The following is a 15540-nucleotide window of genomic DNA, read 5'->3' on the forward strand; positions in this document are numbered from 1 at the left end:
TTGACCTCGGCGGTGGGGGGAGGACGACGCGGGCGCGGCGTCCTCGACCTTGATCTTTTGTGACATGTCTCTACGGTGCGGTCTGCGGGGCCAGGCTCACCACCGGTATCGCGCCAGGTTCTCCCGATAACCCGCCAGTGCCGGGTAGCCTCGATCGCGTGTCCGACCCCAGCGGCGAGCCGAGCTTCTGCACCGACGATGCGCCGTTGTCGGCGCCGCTGGCCCATGGCGCCGACGTGGCCGCGCACTTCCACGACTACGGCCAGCTCCGCTACGCCGCGCGTGGGGCCCTGGTCACAGCGACCCAGGTGGGCACCTGGGTGGCGCCGGCCAGTCGGATCATGTGGGTGCCGCCCTTCGCGGTGCACAGCAGCAAGGCGTACGGCGAGACGGACATCCGGGTGCTGTCGCTGCCCGTGACGCTGACCGGACAGCTGCCGGCCGAGCCGTCGGTCTTCGTGGCGAGCGCGTTGCTGCGCGAGGCCTATCTGGCGCTGATGAGCGAGGGCGAGCCGCTGGAGAGCCCCCGTGCGCGGCTGCTGATCGACGTCGTACTCGCCGAGCTCGCCCGCGCCGCACAGGAGCCGCTGCGCCTCCCGGAGCCGATCGACCGGCGTCTCAAGGCGGTCACCGACCTGCTTCACATGGACCCGGCAAGCCCGGCGACCCTGGCCGAGCTGGGCCACCGCACGGGCGCCAGCGAACGCACCCTGAGCCGACTGTTCGGCAGCGAGCTGTCGATGAGCTTCCGTCAGTGGCGCACCCTGCTGCGCATTCAACGGGCGCTGATCGAGCTCAGCGACGGCGCCTCGGTCACCGACACGGCGATCCGGCTGGGCTGGTCGAACCCCAGCAGCTTCATCGACGCCTTCACCGAGCTGGTCGGTCAGACACCGGGGGGCTATCGCTCGTCGGCTCGGTCCTCCCGCAGCTCCCATGGGTGAGAGGTTGGCGGGGTAGCCGTAGTGCCTGGCGGAACATCGGTGGCAGCCCAATGGTGTGGGAGCCCACGCTGGAAGGGTGACTCCCTCCGCCATCACCCAGAGCTCCTCGCCGGCATCGGCGGCCTCGGCCGGTGCGACGCTGAGCGACCTCATCGTCCAGTCGCTGACGCGGCACAGCTCGTCGGAGGCGTTCGTCGCGGGCGACCGGCGACTGACCTACGCCCAGGTGCGGGACCTGGTCTCGCAGTACATGGGTGCGCTCAGTCGGCGCGGCGTTGGCCTGGGGGTGGGCGTCACCAGCCCCGGCTCGGCAGGAGCCACGGAAGTGCGGTTGCTGTTCGTGTTCGACCCGGACCGCCAGGCCGTGATCCTGGTCGGCGGTGACAAGGCGGGCAACTGGTCCGGCTGGTACCGCGTCGCGGTGCCCCAGGCGGAGCAGGCATACGCGGAGCATCTGAAGCGAATCGATGGAGAGGACGGGGCACGATGACTGATCACCTCAAGGACCCGCAGGCCGTCTCCTGGGGAGACCTGGCCGAGGACTTCGCCTTCACCGATGCCGAAAAGGACCAGATTCAGGAGGGGGCTCAGGCGATGGTCCTGGCCTCCCGTGTGCACCGCCTCGCCGAGTTGCGGAAGCGGCAGCACACCACACAGGTCCAGGTTGCCGAAGCCATGGGTGTCACCCAGGCTCGCGTCTCACGCATCGAGAAGGGGCAACTGGAGCGCAGCGAGGTCGACACCCTCGCTGCCTACGTCAAGGCGCTCGGCGGCAAGCTGAAGATCGTCGCTGACTTCGGCGATGAGACCTACGTCCTCGGCTGACCCGACCGATCGGCAAGCTGTGACCCAGGTTCACGCGCAGTCCCGGGAGCATGCTCGCCTCTTGACATCGGAAACGATGCTCCGCCCCGGGATCAAGGGGTGGAGATCGTTTTGGGTGTCGGGGCGTCAACTTTCGCTCAACGGAGAAAATCCGCTGCGCGCGTCGTTGGAACCGTTCGCACGCCGCGTCGCTCGCAAGGCCCCCGACCCCTTCTGACCTGCGGTGGATTGGTCGGTCACGGTTGTCACCGGCTTCCGGGGGCGTGCTGCCTGACGCCGGGAAGAAAGGTCGAGGGACCAAGCAGGGACCGGGGCGGCGTTGAGGTGCCTGTGCCGACGGGCCCTGGGGGTTGATCGGTTTCCCGTTCGCGCGCTGTAGGGGCATGGGTCTGTCATCAGTGCGCCGACGCACCAGACGCGCCGGCTCTGCACCGCCTCCGCTACCTGCCCGGTAGCCGGCCCGCCGTGTGGACGGGCTGTGGTTTCCGCGCCGGCCGGTCCTCGATGTCGGCCAGGAGGGTGGGCGGCCTGCGTGCCGACCACAGGCCTTGAGTTGAGCGGGCAGCCGGGCCCAGGTAGACGGCTCTTTGGTCCTGGCCCTTGGGCCTGGCGCGGAAGATGCTCGCAGAGTGATGGTTCCGCTCCGCCGTACGACTGGCGGACGCGGCCTCTTTGACCGGGACCTGCGGGTCGCTTCACGGTGATCTCGGTGGAATCCGAGAATGCGGGATTGGAGCGGTGAACCTGGCGACCAGGGCGAGCGAGGACGGGCCATGGCTGGTGCGAGCGGACGAGAAGGACAGCCCGTTCACAGAGGGAGGGTCATGAGCTGGCTGTCGAAGGTGTTCGAGCTCAACCCCGTGGGGCTCAACTGGCCGCGAGGGGTGCTGTTCCTGGACATCGCGCTGGTGCCGCTGATCGTGTTCAGGGCGATCGGGCATGAGCAGTATCTTGTCAGCGCATTGTTCGGCCTGCTGTTCGCTTGGCTGGCCGACCCGGGAGGCGGCTACGGGCACCGCGCGTCGCACATCGCCGTCTTTGCGCTGATCGGCGCAGGATTGACCGCGCTGGGGTTCGGCATCGGGGGAGAAGCCTGGGGCTGGCTGGTGCTTGCGACCTTCGCGGTCACGCTGGTGGCCGGCCTGACGGTCGCGTTCGGGGTGCACAGGTTCATTGCCGCGGTGCTTCTGAACCTTTGGTTCATCGTCGCCCTTGGGCTCGCGTTCAGCCTTCATCATCACGCCCGCATCCCCAGTTACACCTGGGCTCAGGTGCTCGCCTGGACCGGAGGGGCGGCGCTGTGGATCGTGATGACGTGCGTCGGGTGGCTGATCCACGGGCGCCAGGACCGACCTCAGCCGGTCGCGGAGTTCCCCGGTGACACCTCGCGGCGGAAGCTGACCCAGCCGCTGATCATGTTCGCGGTGATCCGCGCTCTGGTCATGGCCGGCACCGTCGCGCTCGCGTTCGGACTCAACCTGTCGCACGGCACCTGGCTGACGATCGCGGCCATGATCGCCATGAAGCCGAGTCTGGAGCAGGCCACGCTCGTATCCGTGCAACGCCTTGTCGGCGCACTGATCGGCGCCGCCGCGGCTGCGCTGCTGCTGCTGGTGCCCACCAGTGAACACGGACTCAGGCTTTTCGCGGTCGAGCGCGGACTCGAAGTGGTCGCGTTCGTCCTGTTCATGCACGGGGTGGCGATTCAATTCTGGAACTACGCCCTGTACTCCGCGGCCATCGCCATGGGAACGCTCATCCTGGTGGACCTTCCGCAGCCGTCCGACTATGCCGCCGAGGGCTACCGGGTGCTGTGGACGGTGTGCGGCGTGGGGATCGCTCTGCTCGTCATGCTGCTTGCCGGCCTGCTCGCCAAGCACACCACCAAAGCCCCGCCACAACCAGCCTGACCATCGGCGTCCACCCGGCCGGCGCCCGCCGCACACCCCTGAGCGCCGGCGCCGGCACCGCCGCCCGCGGCGTCCGTGCGGGACTGCTGACCGAGGTCGGCCGCATCTTCGAGGAACTCGATCGGGTCGGCACCGGGGCGTGAGGGCCTGGTGCGGGTTGGGCGGAGACTGCCCGAACAGAAACGGCCCGGTCTGTTCGATGAGCTGCTCGGCATGCCCCTCGCCTGTGGTCAGGGCAGCTGCGGGTACAGGGCGGTGACGCCTCCGGCCAGCCCGGCCTGCACCTGGCGGCTGATGTCGTCCACGACGATCTCGTAGGCGCCCTCGGCGATGCCGTCGGCGGCGAGGCGGGCGACGTCGGCGGGGGCGGTCTTGGGCGCGGTGACCGTGCTCGTCATGTCGGTGTCCATGTAGGCGACGTGCAGGCCGGCCACCCGGATTCCCCGGTCGGCGAGCTGGAGGCGCAGGGCGTTGGTGAGCGACCACTGCGCGGACTTGGCGGCGCAGTAGGCGCCGGCCTCCGGGAAGCTGAACCAGGACAGGGCGGACAGGATGTTCAGGACGGCACCACCGCCGCCCGCCGCGATCTGCGGTGTGAAGGCCCGGACCACCGAGAGGGTGCCGAAGAAGTTGGTGTCCATGTCCCGGCGGATGTCGTCCAGGTCGCCGGTGAGCAGGTCGGTGCCGGTGGCTGTGCCGGCGTTGTTGATCAGGACGGTGACGTCACCGGTGGCATTGGCGGCGGCCGCCACGGAGGCGGGGTCGGTGATGTCGAGCGCGATCGGCCTGACGCCCGGCAGGTCCACCTGGTCGGGGTTGCGGGCACCGGCGTAGACGGTGGCGCCGCGGCCGAGCAGCTCTGCGGCGAGGGCGCGGCCGAGACCGCGGTTGGCTCCGGTGACGAGAACGGTGCTGGTGGAGAGGTCCATGAGAAGTCCCTGTTGCTTTGAGTGGGGGAAGGGATCGCTGATCCGAGGTCCTTCCTCGTTTCGCGAGGATGTGGGGGGAATGCGGGTCCGGGACGCACTCGTCGGAGGTGCGCCGCGGGCGAGGACGGGTGACGCGTTGTCATCTGCGTGGCACCGGCCCGCCGCTGCACAATGCGCGGCGTCTTCGTGAGCGGGCTGTGGCTATGCCTGCTGGTTGGCGATGCCGAGGTAGGCGCCCAGGTTCCGCTCGATCTCCTCGACGCCGATCTCGGCGATGAGCTTGCCGAGCCGCGGCACGCGCGCCTGGAATCCCGGCCAGGTGACGGACTCCGCGAACTCCGCCCAGGACGCGCGCAGGTCGGCCACCGGCGGCAGGGTCGACCGGTTGATCTGTGCCTTGGCGCCCAGGACGGACGCCTTGTCGAAGGACGCGATGCGCGCCGCGACACCGTCGACGAAGGCGTCGAGTTCGGCGTCGGGGACGGCCCGGGTCACCCATCCGTACTGTTCGGCGCGCTCGGCGTCGTAGTCCTGGCTGGTGAGGATCGCTTCGAGTGCGCGGTCCCGCCCCAGCAGCCGGGCCAGACGGTCGCTGCCGCCACCGCCGGGGACGATGCCGATCGCGACCTCGGGCTGGCAGAAGACCGCCTCCTCACGGCTGGCGTATCGCAGGTCGAAGGCCAGGGCGATCTCGTCCCCTCCGCCCCGCGTGCGCCCGCGGACGGAGGCGATGCTGATGAAGGGTGCGCTGGTCAGGCGGGTGACGAGCTCGACCCACGTCGGGGTCCCGTCCGGGGCGCTCAGCGCAAGGAGTTCGGGCGCCTGGGCGAGATCGGCGTGGTTGTAGAAGTATCCGGGGGTGCCGCTGTCGAAGACGACGACCTGAACCTGCTCGTCCCGGCTCAACTCTTCGACGATCCCGAGCAGTTGGGTGACGGAGTCCGCGCCGACGACGTTCACGGGCGGATTCGAGAAGGTGACCTTGCGGATTTTCGGCGCCACGGTCTCGATCCTGAACTGACTGTGCTGGGCCATGCTGTGCTCCAGTGCTGAGAGGGATGTGTGCGGGGCTGGTTCCGGTCGGCGTTCGTCAACCGGTGAGGATGTCGGCCCCGGACCGGATGGGCGGTCATGGCTTGGCCGAAGGTGGGGGACCGAGCGCAATGGCACCGGTGAGTCGGGGGCTGCGGAGGAATTCGCGCATGATCGACATGTCCAGAAGCTAGAGATCGATGACGTCGTCGGGAGTCGTCCCGGGCGACCGACCGTGTCATCCGCCAGGGCGGACCAGTCCGCTTTCGTAGGCCATGACGACGGCCTCTATCCGGTCGCGGACGTGGAGTTTGGTGAGGACGCGGGCCACATGGGTCTTGACCGTGGTCTCGCCGAGGAACAACTTCTCGGCGATCTCCGTGTTGTTCAGCCCGCGGGCGACCAGGGCCAGTACCTCACGCTCGCGGTCGGTCAGTACGTCGAGGCGTTTGTCGGTGAGGGGAGCGACGGCGCCCGTGACATAGCGGTCGATCAGCCGCCGGGTCACCGAGGGGGCGATCATCGTGTCGCCGCGTAGGACGCCGCGGATGGCTACGAGCATCTCGGCGGCCGGCGTGTCCTTGACCAGGAAGCCACTCGCCCCGGCGCGCAGGGCCGCGTAGGCGTACTCGTCGCGGTCGCAGGCGGTGAGGACCAGCACCCGTGTCCGGGGCAGTGCGGCGCGCACTTGTGCGGTGGCCGCGATGCCGTCGAGGCCCGGCAGTCGCACGGCCAGGAGGACGAGGTCCGGACACAGCGCGAGTGCCTGCGCCACGGCCGCCTCGCCGTCCCCGGCTTCGCCGACGACCGTGAGGTCCGCCTGGCTGTCCACCACCATGCGCAGGCCGACCCGCATCAACTCCTGGTCCTCACAGATCAACACACCGGCCTCCGCCACGGCGTCCCTCCTTCGCAGAGCCGGTCGGGGTGCCGGCACCGGCGCGGACGCCGCGCCGCAGCCGAGGTACCGGGCAGTGAGGTCCTGGCCCCGGGCGTCGGTCGGCACCGGTGGCGTGGATGTCGCTGGTGGAGAAGGCCATGGAGAGCTCCTGGGTGATGGACGGACATGGCGTATGCGGCGGATCGGGAAGGCGTATGCGGGTCTCACCCGAACGGCCCACCGTTGTACGGGGTGTCGTCGCAGGGTCTGCCGTTGTACGGCCTGCCGTTGTTCCGGGCAGAGATCGCGGGCCGGGCCGCGGTAGTGCCGTAGGCAGGTCAGGGACGTGGGTGGTCTGAGGAGATCGGCTCCGCGGGGGCATCTGCGGAGGGGCGGCGGTCTTCGAACGCGGCCAGTGCGACGACGAACGCCGCCGCGACGACCGCCGCCAGGTACGCCGGGGCCGCCGGCGTGACCGCGCATCCGACGATCAGAGCGGACAGCGCGATCAGCCGCGCCGTGGGCAGGTCGTCGAACAGGGTCCTGCCGTGCCACGTCTGCGCGCCGATGTAGAGGACCGGCCCGCCGAACAGCAGCAGGTTCGTGGTGATGCCGGCGTGGTGGGCCGGGTGGGCGATGACGCGTTCGTCGCCCGCGGCGGTGGCGATCATTCCGGCGACGGAGGCCATGAGGCTGTAGACGCCGCTGCGCCCCGCCCGTATGGGGTCCTCGGTCTGCTTGTAGTGGCGCACGATGTGCTCGGAGCGGCTGAAGAACAGCCAGAACAACGCGATGGTGCCGATGAGCGCCACGCCGCTGGTCAGCAGCGTCATGGGCTCGTACGGCGCTGTGGTGAGCGCCGTGCCGGTGGTCATGACGGCCTCGCCGAACGCGATGATCATGAACAGGCGGCCGCGCTCCAGCAGGTGTCCGCCCGCGAAGCCGATCTGGCGGGAGTCCAGCCTGCGGCCGGGCAGGGGATGCGCCGTCCAGGTGCCCGCCAACTCGATCAGGGTCGCCGCGGCCCACCACGCCAGCCGCGCGCCGCCGTCGGCCGCCGCCCCGGTCAGCCAGAAGGGGGCGGCACCGGCGAACCAGACCAGGACGCGGCGCCAGTGCTCCTGTTCACGCCGGTCGAGGCCCACCCCGAGCAGCCACACCGTCCGGCCGAGGTGAATCAGCAGGAAGGTGACGACGAAGACCCACCCGGCGTCGCCGAAGGCGCGGGGAATCGCGGCGTTCATGAGCAGACCCAGGAGCATCACCGTCAGCAGCATCCGCCGGGTCCGCGGATCCTCGGCCGGGACGAGGGTGACCGCCCATGTGGTGTACGCCCACGCCGCGTAGACCGCGAGGTAGAGCACGAGCGTCTGGGCCGCGCCCGTCCACGTCGGATGCACCAGCAGCTGATGCGAGAGCCGGCCGATCGCGAAGACGTAGACCAGGTCGAAGAACAGCTCCAGCGGCGTCACCTCCCGGCCCGCCGGGACGCCGGTCGACTGCACGATGTATCTCCTCGGTCGGGCAGGCGCGCGGACTGCCGTGGCTGCGGCGTTCGGGTGAGCGGTCGGTCGGCAAGGTCAGTCGGAGAGGAAGGCCGTCACCTGGGCGGCGAAGTCCTTGGCGTGCTGGAAGAGGAAGGCGTGCCCGGCGTCGCTGTAGGCGACGAGGGTGGCGTCGGTGAGGTGCCGGACGGCGGTGTAGGAGGCCAGCGCGGGGATCATCGCGTCCTGCATGCCGGTGGCGTACAGGACGGGCTGCTTGATGGCCGCCAGATCCGCCCGCACCTGCTCGAAGGGAATCCGCGCGTCCTTCGCGATCGCGGCGATCTGGCCCGTGGCCGCCGCCTCGGACACGTCGGGGCGCCCGGTGGCCAGCCGGGTGGCCACCCTGGCGAGGTGTGCGTACCCGGCGGCGCGTCCGGTGTCCGTCTCGGGGAAGAACAGGAACACCAGGTCGTCCCCGGTGACCTCGGGCTTGGTCATGGTGGCCCGCACCTTGGGGTCCGGGTCGGGAGCGCCGGGCACCGTCCCGCCGGGGTTGGCGGCCGCCACGACCAGCTTGCGGACCAGGCCGGGCCGGGTGCGGGCGATGTGCTGGGCGACGGTGCCGCCCAGCGTCCAGCCGAGCAGGTCGACCTGCGTGAGGCCGAGGGCCTCGACGAACTCGACGGTGCCGTCGGCGAGTCCCTCGACGGAGTCGCGCGGGGCGCCGGTGGTGTATCCGGTGCCGACGTTGTCGAACACGATCACGTCGTGGGCGACGGCGAGGTGGTCCAGGAACTCCGGGTCCCACCAGTCGAGGGTTCCCCGGACCCGGTTCAGCAGGACCAGGGGGACGCCGCCCCGCGCGCCGACACGCCGGTAGGTGAACGTCGCGGAGGGGCCTTCCACAGTGAGGTCCTCTGCCGCGTCTGCCAGATAGGTGCTCATGGCGGGCTTCTCCGCTCTCTTGTCGCCGTCTCGGAGGGCTGGTGGGGGCGGTCAGGCCGGCAGGCGGTTGAGCTTGCGCAGCTGCTGGTCGAACATGCGGGTGGGGACGATGCGGCGCATGGTGCGGACTCGCCCGGTCATGGCACCGGCGGTGTAGCGCAGCTTCGGCTTGGCGTCGGTCGCCGCGGCCACGATCTCCTTGGCGACGACGGCGGGGTCGTCGCCGTCCTTGACCGCACCGGCCATGTACTCCTCGAAGACCTGCCGCTGCTTGGCGTACACGTCCAGAGGCCGGTCGGACCGCACGCTGGCCGCGTCGAACGCGGTGTTGGTCCAGGCGGGTTCGACGAGCAGGGACCGCACGCCGTACTCGCGGAGCTCGTGGTCGACCGACTCCGAGTAGCCCTCGACGGCGTGCTTGGAGGCGGCGTAGACCGCCATGTAGGGCTGCGGCATGAACCCGACGATGGACGAGATGTTGACGATCCGTCCGCTGCGCCGGGCACGCATGTGCGGCAGGACGGCGTTCGTCATGCGGATGACGCCGAAGACGTTGATGTCGAACAGGTGCTGGGCCTGGGCGGCGGAGGACTCCTCGGCGGCGCCGGCCGAGCCGATGCCGGCGTTGTTGACCAGGACGTCGATCCGCCCGAACCGGTCGATCACCTCGCCGACCGCGGCGGTCACCGAAGCGTCGCTGGTCACGTCGAGGTCGAGGAAGGTCACGCCCTTCAACGGGGTGACGTGCGCGGTGTCGCGGCTGGTGCCGGCCATCTCGTAGCCCGCCGCCACCAGCGCGAGGGCCGCCGCCTTCCCGATGCCGGAGGACGCACCCGTCACGAGGGCTACCGGACGTGTTGTCGCCATTGTGGGCTCCTGACTCATGGACTGCTTCGTCTTACGGGGGTGTGGGGGTCGCGGTGCCGGACGTGGACGCCGGTCATACCGAGGTCCGCCGCCGCCATCCCCAATCGGTTTCACTAATGTATCAACTTCTAAGTCAAAAGTAACGCCAGAGCATCAGTTAAAAAAGTATCCGTATCGCCCACGTATCTCTTACGGAGAGTCACGCCAGGTCAGTGGCCCGTTGCGCGGCGATACCCCGCCAGGCTCGGTTCCGGCGGGGCATCGGGCATGAGACCGGTCCCCAGTCACCGCTCCTGTCGGCGCGGGCGACCGTCTCGGGGTGAGGTGCTGTCAGCGGTCGAGGAAGGTGTTCACCTCGGTGCCGAACGTGACGGCGTACTGGTAGAGGAAGCCGTGGCCGGCGTCCGGGTAGATGTGCAGTTGTGCGTTGGGGAGGTACCTGGCCAACAAGTGGGAGTTCTTGGCGGGCATGAGGATGTCGCTCTCGCCGTCGGCGACCAGGGTGGGCTGGAAGAGGGCGTTCAGGCGCACCAGCTTGGACTTGTCGGGGATGCCCCACTCGGACCACGCGGTGAGCTGGCGGTCGCGGGTGGCGAGGCTGGAGGGGGCGTCGGGGTCGGTGGTGCGGCGCCCGAGGCGCTGGAGGAACGCGCCTCCCGCGGCCTGGCTGGAGGCGGTGTTCTTGAAGAAGAGGAAGAGGTAGTCCTCGGGGCCGGGGTGGTCCTTCAGGGTCCTTTGCAAGATGTCGGGGTCGGATGCGCGCTGGTCCACTCCGCCCTGCGGGCCGGTGGCGGCCAGGACGACGCGGCGGACCTGCCACGGGCGGCGCAGGGCGACCTCCTGGGCGACCTCGCCGCCGAGGGAGAAGCCGAGCACGTCGTAGCGGGGCAGCTTGAGGGCGTCGATGAACTCGATGGCGTCCAGGGCCATCTGCTGGACGGTACTGGCGGTGGTGCCGGTGGAACCGCCGACGCCGACGTTGTCCACGAGGACGACCTCGCGCTTGGCGGCGATGGTGTCGATGAGCTTGGGGTCCCAGCTGTCGAGAGTGCCGCGGAAGTGCTGGAAGAAGACCAGCGGCACGCTGCCGGCGCTGGGATGGCCGAAGCGGCGGTACTGGTAGGTGACGCCGTTGGCGGCCTTGACGCGCAGGTTGGGGGCGGTGCTGGCGCTCTCCGCGTTCTGCGTCTGGGTGGCCGAGTGTCGAGTGCCCCCGGAGCCGCCGCTCACGGCATTGGCCATGCTCGGTGTCGTGGCGGCGACAGCCGCGACGACCGACATGCCGGCCAGCGCCATGGCGGTCCGCCGGGAGATACGGGTGCCTCGATTGATTGAGGGCATGCCAATTCCTTGAGTCGGGCCGGAGGTGTCCCCCGGCGCGTTGAACCTGCCGTGCGCTCCGCGGATGCTCTGCGGGCGCACGGGAGTGGGGCTGTTCCTGACCAGGCGACTTCGTCGAACCGGGCCCGCCCCCGTACGCAGGTGAAGGCCCCAATGGGTCCGGCGACCTCCCGCTTGGATGCGACCGGAGGTCACGGACTGCGCGAGGGTGGGGGAGCTGGGAGCGGCGACGCCGGTGAGCCGGGGTGGCGAAGAAACTCCCGCATGATCGACATGTGCTGAAGCTAGGGATCGACAATGTCGTCGGGAGTCATCCCGGGCGCCCGACCGTGTCATCCGCCAGGGCGAGTCGGGCGGCGCGGCGCAACCTCCAATACGTATCATCGATGTATCAGATCGAGGTGCATTCGCGGCAGAGGGGAATCATTTATCGGGATACCCGTAGCGTTCACGTATCCTCTATGGGGGACGAAAAACGAACGAGACAGGGAGACCGCTATGGGCCGACCGCTGCGGGCAGATGCCGAGCGCAGTGTGCGTGCGATTTTGGAGGCGGCCGAGCGGGTCCTCGCCGACGACGCCGGCGCCTCCATGGAGCAGATCGCCGAGGCCGCGGGGCTGACCAGGATCACGGTGCACCGCCGGTTCGCGAACCGGCAGGCGCTGCTCGAGGCGCTCGCCGTCTCCGCGAAGCAGCAGCTCCTCGACGCCATCGGGGAAGCCCGGCCCGAGTCCGCTCCCGCGCTCGTGGCCCTGTACCGGGTGACTGCGAATGTCCTGCGGGTCAAGAACACCTGGCGCTTCACCCTCAGTCACGCCACGCCCCATACCAGCGCCGCAGCCGCCATCTGGGAAGAGATCGACACTTACACCGTCGAACTCCTGACACGAGCGCAGAACGAGGGACTCCTCGCCCCGGACGCGGATCTGGACTGGACGCGGCAGGTGTACTACGCCCTCCTGAGCGAAGCCCTCGACAGGCCGGGCGCCGACCAGGATCCGGCCGCGCAGGACCCGGACACGCTGGCCGCACTCGTCATCGACACACTCCTGCACGGCGCAGGACCACGCGGCTGAGCCGCGCCTTCTCCTGTGCGACGGAGTTGGGGACGCATGGGGGACGCAAACTCCTGGCCGTCAGGAACCGCTGCCACCGCAGCAGGCGCCGTGGTCTTGCCAGTTCAGGTGAAGCCCGGCTGGAGTCGGCCCGGCGGGTCCCATTCCGGATGCGGCAGGAATGTACGGCGATCTGCGGCAGGAATGTACGGCGATCTGTCAGAGCGGTTCCTCCCACTCATCGGTCGGGCCCCGCCCGGGCGGCCGGACCGGCATGCGGGCCGGTCACCGGTGCTGCGCCGTGCCCAGCTCGTCGGTGTACCGGCCGAGGGCGTCCTCGGCGGTGGGGGCGGGGCCGAACAGCTGTTCCTGGCGGCGGGGGTCGGCGAAGTAACGGCCGCTGTCGAACCAGCTGAACATCGCGGCCATGTCCTTGACCAGGGGCATGAAGCGGCCGGCGACGGCTCCTGCGGCGCGGGCGACGACGGAGGGGACGGCCCGTACCTTGATCTTCTTTCCGGCCCGGTTGCCCATCAGGTCGGCCATCTCGCGCATGCTGACCGGACGGTCCCAGCCGATGTCGATGCGCTCACCGTTGTCTGCCTCGGCGTCGACGGCGGCCGCCAGGTACGCCGCGAGGTCGGAGGTGTGGACGAAGGTCAGCGGGACGGTGGTCTTGCCGATCCACGTCAGGCGGCCCTTGTCGATCGGGTTGCCCGCCATGGTCGCGATCTGGTGGAGGAAGGCCCCCGGCCGCAGTGCGACGAACGGGACGCCGAGCTGTTCGAGCTTGTCCTCGGCGAGTTTCTTGTGCCAGAAGTGCGGGACCTGGGGCGTCTGATCGCTGGTGAGGATGCTGGTCAGGACGAACCGCCGGATGCCGGTGCGATGGGCGGCCTCGGCGAGGTTGGCGTTGCCGACGGTGTCGATGTCGTGCGCGTTCTTGCCGCCGCGGGTGTAGCCGGCAGCGGTGGTGATGACGGCATCGGCGCCGTTCATGGCGGCGACGAGCGAGTCGAGGTCGAGCATGTCGCCGCGGGCGATCTCGACACCCCGGTTTTCGAGCCTGCTCGCGTCGGTGGTCGGCCGGACCAGGGCGCGGACGTTCTTGCCGCGCTTGAGCAGTTCGTCGACGACCTTGCCGCCGAGGGAGCCGGTCGCGCCGACGACGAGGACGGGGAGGGTGGCGGTGGTCATGGGGGTCTCACTTTCCATCAGGTCAGTGGTGGTGGGGGGAATTGGGGGGCGGGCGGGGTAATGGTGGTCGGCCCGGGGCGCTCAGGGGGCTGGCCTGTGGTGGGCGGATCCGCGGCGCGGGTCACCGGCGGCCCGCACGAGCTCGCGGGGGTCGAGGGCGGCCCGGACGCGGGTGATGCGGCCGACCTCCATGCGGGCCGGCCGGCGACGGGGAAGAGCTCGCAGGCCCTTCGGGTGTCGCCCTGGCCCCGAATGAGTTCCGTCCTGCCTCCACCGGGACAGCTCGCGCTTGCCCCTCACACCGAGGCCCGTTCACCCCGGTTCTCCCCGGCGTACGGGAGTGAACGGGCGGGTTCCGCCGCATCCGCCGGCTCGGCTCGCCGGGGCTTCTTCCGGCAGTCGGGGAGCCTGGCTCCGTACAGCACGGGCCTTCATGGGCCGAGTGCGGTGCGGCACTGTCCACTTCGCGGGAACGCCGGAAACGATTCGCGCTCCAGGCCGGAACCGGGTGCGGGCCGAGGGGAGTTACTCGGACTCTTCCGCCGCGACGTCACGGCTGTTGATCGCGTCGGTGATGGCGTAGGCGATACGGACGAAGGACTCTGCCTGCTGCGCCGACAGGTCCCGCGCGGAGGTCTCCTCCAGGGCCCGCCACATGGCTGCCAGGGGCTCGCGCATGGCACGGCCCTTGTCGGTGAGGTGGACGACCATGACGCGCCGGTCGTGTTCGGCCGGCTCGCGGTTGAGCAGGCCGGCGTCCTGCATGCGGCGCAGGGACTTGGAGACGGTGGAGTGGTCCAGGCCGACGCTTTCGAGCAGTTCGGACTGGGTTTGGCCGTCCCGGTCGAGGAGTTGCATCAGCAGCAGTTCCTGTCCGGGATGCAGGTCCATCTCGCGGAGCATGGCGGCGGCGCGGGCGCGGTGAGCGCGGGCGAGCTGGAAGATCGCGTAGCTCATCGGCCCCTCGCTGGCCGTGCTGGGGGTGCGGGGTATGGGGGCGGGCATGATGCGGTTCCTCAGACGGTGTGGGTGGGGTAGTCCGTGTAGCCGGCCACTCCGCCGCCGTAGAAGGTCGCCGGGTCGGGGGTGTTCAGCGGCGCGTCAGAGCGTAGCCGCTCGACCAGGTCCGGGTTGGCGAGCGCGAGGGCGCCGACGGAGACGAGGTCGGCCGTGCCGTGGTCGACGTCCTTGGCGCGGGTGGGCAGGTCGGTGCCGGCCCGGTTGAGGATCAGCGTGGTCGGCCACAGCGCGCGCAGTGTGCCCAGCAGCTCCTCGTCGCCCGCGTGCAACACGTGGAGGTAGGCGAGGCCGAGCGGACTGAGGGCGCGCAGGAGCGCCGGATACAGCTCGGCGGTGTCGGACTCGGCGATGTCGTTGTAGGGGTTGCCGGGGGAGATGCGCAGGCCGGTGCGGTCGGCGCCGATCTCGTCGGCCACGGCAGCGGCCACCTCGACGGCGAAGCGGATGCGGTTGTCGACGGACCCGCCGTAGCGGTCGCTGCGCTGGTTGGTGCTGTCCGACAGGAACTGGTGCACCAGGTAGCCGTTGGCACCGTGGATCTCCACGCCGTCGGCGCCTGCCGCGACGGCGGCCGCCGCGGCACGGCGGAAGTCCTCGACGGTCGCCGCGACCTCCTGCGTCGACAGAGCGCGGGGTGTCGGCATCTCCTGGGGCCCGGACGCCGTGAACATCACGCCCTGCGGCCGGATCGCCGAAGGAGCGACCGGCCGCCGCCCGTGGGGGGTGTTGTCGGGGTGGGCGATACGTCCGGTGTGCATCAGCTGGATGACTATCCGGCCGTCGGCCGCGTGCACGGCGTCGGTGACCTTGCGCCACCCGGCGATCTGTTCGTCATTGTGGATGCCGGGGGTGAGGAGGTAGCCCTGGCCGTCGGTGGAGGGCTGGGTTCCCTCGGTGATGATGAGCGCGTGCGAGGCCCGCTGGGCGTAGTACTCGGCGTTCAGCTCGGTCGGAACGCCTTCAGGCGTGGAGCGGTCACGGGTCATGGGGGCCATGACCAGGCGGTGCGGGAGGGAGATGTCGCCGACGGTGGTCGGTGTCCAGAGGGCGTTCAGCATGAGTGGTCCTTCGATGCGGTGAGGGTCAGGTGGTGATCGGAACAAGAGG

At 69.9% G+C, this 15540-nt stretch carries 15 protein-coding genes; 5 read left to right on the forward strand and 10 right to left on the reverse strand.

Translation table 11 applies throughout. The features are described 5' to 3' along the window. Window positions 1-158 precede the first annotated feature (158 nt). The 4 genes from OG985_RS31360 (at window position 159) to OG985_RS31375 (ending at window position 3679) form a co-directional block, all read left to right on the forward strand. On the forward strand, window positions 159-944 hold the full coding sequence (locus OG985_RS31360; protein ID WP_280910014.1) for an AraC family transcriptional regulator: 786 nt from the start codon (window positions 159-161) through the stop codon (window positions 942-944). Between the two features lie 76 nt (window positions 945-1020). Further along, window positions 1021-1434, forward strand: coding sequence for a type II toxin-antitoxin system RelE/ParE family toxin (locus tag OG985_RS31365; protein ID WP_371671704.1), 414 nt, complete (start codon window positions 1021-1023; stop codon window positions 1432-1434). Continuing rightward, entirely contained in the window at window positions 1431-1769 is a 339-nt protein-coding gene (locus OG985_RS31370) for an XRE family transcriptional regulator (protein ID WP_371671705.1), read from the forward strand. Before OG985_RS31365 ends, OG985_RS31370 begins: the two co-directional genes overlap by 4 nt. 824 nt (window positions 1770-2593) lie before the next feature. Beyond that, on the forward strand, window positions 2594-3679 hold the full coding sequence (locus tag OG985_RS31375; RefSeq protein WP_371671706.1) for an FUSC family protein: 1086 nt from the start codon (window positions 2594-2596) through the stop codon (window positions 3677-3679). A 230-nt stretch (window positions 3680-3909) separates the two neighbouring features. On the opposite strand, the gene OG985_RS31380 is transcribed toward OG985_RS31375, so the two are convergent. The 7 genes from OG985_RS31380 to OG985_RS31410 form a co-directional block, all read right to left on the reverse strand. Continuing rightward, window positions 3910-4608 carry an SDR family oxidoreductase gene (locus OG985_RS31380; RefSeq protein ID WP_371671707.1) on the reverse strand — a complete coding sequence of 233 codons (699 nt, stop codon included), beginning with the start codon at window positions 4606-4608 and terminating at the stop codon, window positions 3910-3912. Window positions 4609-4809: 201 nt separating this feature from the next. After that, window positions 4810-5643 carry an enoyl-CoA hydratase/isomerase family protein gene (locus OG985_RS31385; RefSeq protein WP_371671708.1) on the reverse strand — a complete coding sequence of 278 codons (834 nt, stop codon included), beginning with the start codon at window positions 5641-5643 and terminating at the stop codon, window positions 4810-4812. Between the two features lie 235 nt (window positions 5644-5878). Beyond that, complete coding sequence (locus OG985_RS31390; protein WP_371671709.1) at window positions 5879-6538, reverse strand: response regulator; 660 nt, start codon at window positions 6536-6538, stop codon at window positions 5879-5881. 320 nt (window positions 6539-6858) lie between these two features. Then, a complete protein-coding gene (locus tag OG985_RS31395) occupies window positions 6859-8025 on the reverse strand; it encodes a low temperature requirement protein A (protein ID WP_371671710.1) in 1167 nt (388 codons plus the stop codon). A gap of 75 nt (window positions 8026-8100) precedes the next feature. Continuing rightward, the gene (locus OG985_RS31400) at window positions 8101-8952 is read right to left on the reverse strand and encodes an alpha/beta fold hydrolase (RefSeq protein ID WP_371671711.1); all 852 of its coding nucleotides are present in this window, start codon (window positions 8950-8952) and stop codon (window positions 8101-8103) included. Window positions 8953-9003: 51 nt separating this feature from the next. Continuing rightward, complete coding sequence (locus OG985_RS31405) at window positions 9004-9819, reverse strand: oxidoreductase (RefSeq protein ID WP_371671712.1); 816 nt, start codon at window positions 9817-9819, stop codon at window positions 9004-9006. 330 nt (window positions 9820-10149) lie between these two features. Further along, window positions 10150-11160 (reverse strand): alpha/beta fold hydrolase, encoded by a 1011-nt coding sequence (locus OG985_RS31410; RefSeq protein WP_371671713.1) that lies wholly within the window; start codon window positions 11158-11160, stop codon window positions 10150-10152. A gap of 498 nt (window positions 11161-11658) precedes the next feature. Here OG985_RS31410 and OG985_RS31415 point away from each other — a divergent pair, with 498 nt between their 5' ends. Continuing rightward, complete coding sequence (locus OG985_RS31415; RefSeq protein ID WP_371671714.1) at window positions 11659-12237, forward strand: TetR/AcrR family transcriptional regulator; 579 nt, start codon at window positions 11659-11661, stop codon at window positions 12235-12237. Window positions 12238-12501: 264 nt separating this feature from the next. Here the strand turns inward: OG985_RS31415 and OG985_RS31420 are convergent, their stop codons facing one another. The 3 genes from OG985_RS31420 to OG985_RS31430 all read right to left on the reverse strand — a co-directional run bounded on the left by OG985_RS31420 (window position 12502) and on the right by OG985_RS31430 (window position 15491). Beyond that, window positions 12502-13413, reverse strand: coding sequence for an SDR family oxidoreductase (locus OG985_RS31420; protein WP_371671715.1), 912 nt, complete (start codon window positions 13411-13413; stop codon window positions 12502-12504). Between the two features lie 525 nt (window positions 13414-13938). Beyond that, the gene (locus tag OG985_RS31425) at window positions 13939-14418 is read right to left on the reverse strand and encodes a MarR family winged helix-turn-helix transcriptional regulator (protein ID WP_371671716.1); all 480 of its coding nucleotides are present in this window, start codon (window positions 14416-14418) and stop codon (window positions 13939-13941) included. 11 nt (window positions 14419-14429) lie between these two features. After that, window positions 14430-15491 carry an alkene reductase gene (locus OG985_RS31430; RefSeq protein WP_371671717.1) on the reverse strand — a complete coding sequence of 354 codons (1062 nt, stop codon included), beginning with the start codon at window positions 15489-15491 and terminating at the stop codon, window positions 14430-14432. Window positions 15492-15540: the final 49 nt, after the last annotated feature.

Origin of the sequence: Streptomyces sp. NBC_00289, assembly GCF_041435115.1 — a bacterium.
Classification (GTDB): domain Bacteria; phylum Actinomycetota; class Actinomycetes; order Streptomycetales; family Streptomycetaceae; genus Streptomyces.

What these genes read in the sequence shown, in the direction of transcription:
- OG985_RS31370 (WP_371671705.1), top strand. Translation starts at nt 1,431, where the DNA reads ATGACTGATCACCTCAAGGACCCGCAGGCCGTCTCCTGGGGAGACCTG.
- OG985_RS31375 (WP_371671706.1), top strand. Translation starts at nt 2,594, where the DNA reads ATGAGCTGGCTGTCGAAGGTGTTCGAGCTCAACCCCGTGGGGCTCAAC.
- OG985_RS31380 (WP_371671707.1), bottom strand. Translation starts at nt 4,608, where the DNA reads ATGGACCTCTCCACCAGCACCGTTCTCGTCACCGGAGCCAACCGCGGT.
- OG985_RS31385 (WP_371671708.1), bottom strand. Translation starts at nt 5,643, where the DNA reads ATGGCCCAGCACAGTCAGTTCAGGATCGAGACCGTGGCGCCGAAAATC.
- OG985_RS31400 (WP_371671711.1), bottom strand. Translation starts at nt 8,952, where the DNA reads ATGAGCACCTATCTGGCAGACGCGGCAGAGGACCTCACTGTGGAAGGC.
- OG985_RS31405 (WP_371671712.1), bottom strand. Translation starts at nt 9,819, where the DNA reads ATGGCGACAACACGTCCGGTAGCCCTCGTGACGGGTGCGTCCTCCGGC.
- OG985_RS31410 (WP_371671713.1), bottom strand. Translation starts at nt 11,160, where the DNA reads ATGCCCTCAATCAATCGAGGCACCCGTATCTCCCGGCGGACCGCCATG.
- OG985_RS31415 (WP_371671714.1), top strand. Translation starts at nt 11,659, where the DNA reads ATGGGCCGACCGCTGCGGGCAGATGCCGAGCGCAGTGTGCGTGCGATT.
- OG985_RS31420 (WP_371671715.1), bottom strand. Translation starts at nt 13,413, where the DNA reads ATGACCACCGCCACCCTCCCCGTCCTCGTCGTCGGCGCGACCGGCTCC.
- OG985_RS31425 (WP_371671716.1), bottom strand. Translation starts at nt 14,418, where the DNA reads ATGCCCGCCCCCATACCCCGCACCCCCAGCACGGCCAGCGAGGGGCCG.
- OG985_RS31430 (WP_371671717.1), bottom strand. Translation starts at nt 15,491, where the DNA reads ATGCTGAACGCCCTCTGGACACCGACCACCGTCGGCGACATCTCCCTC.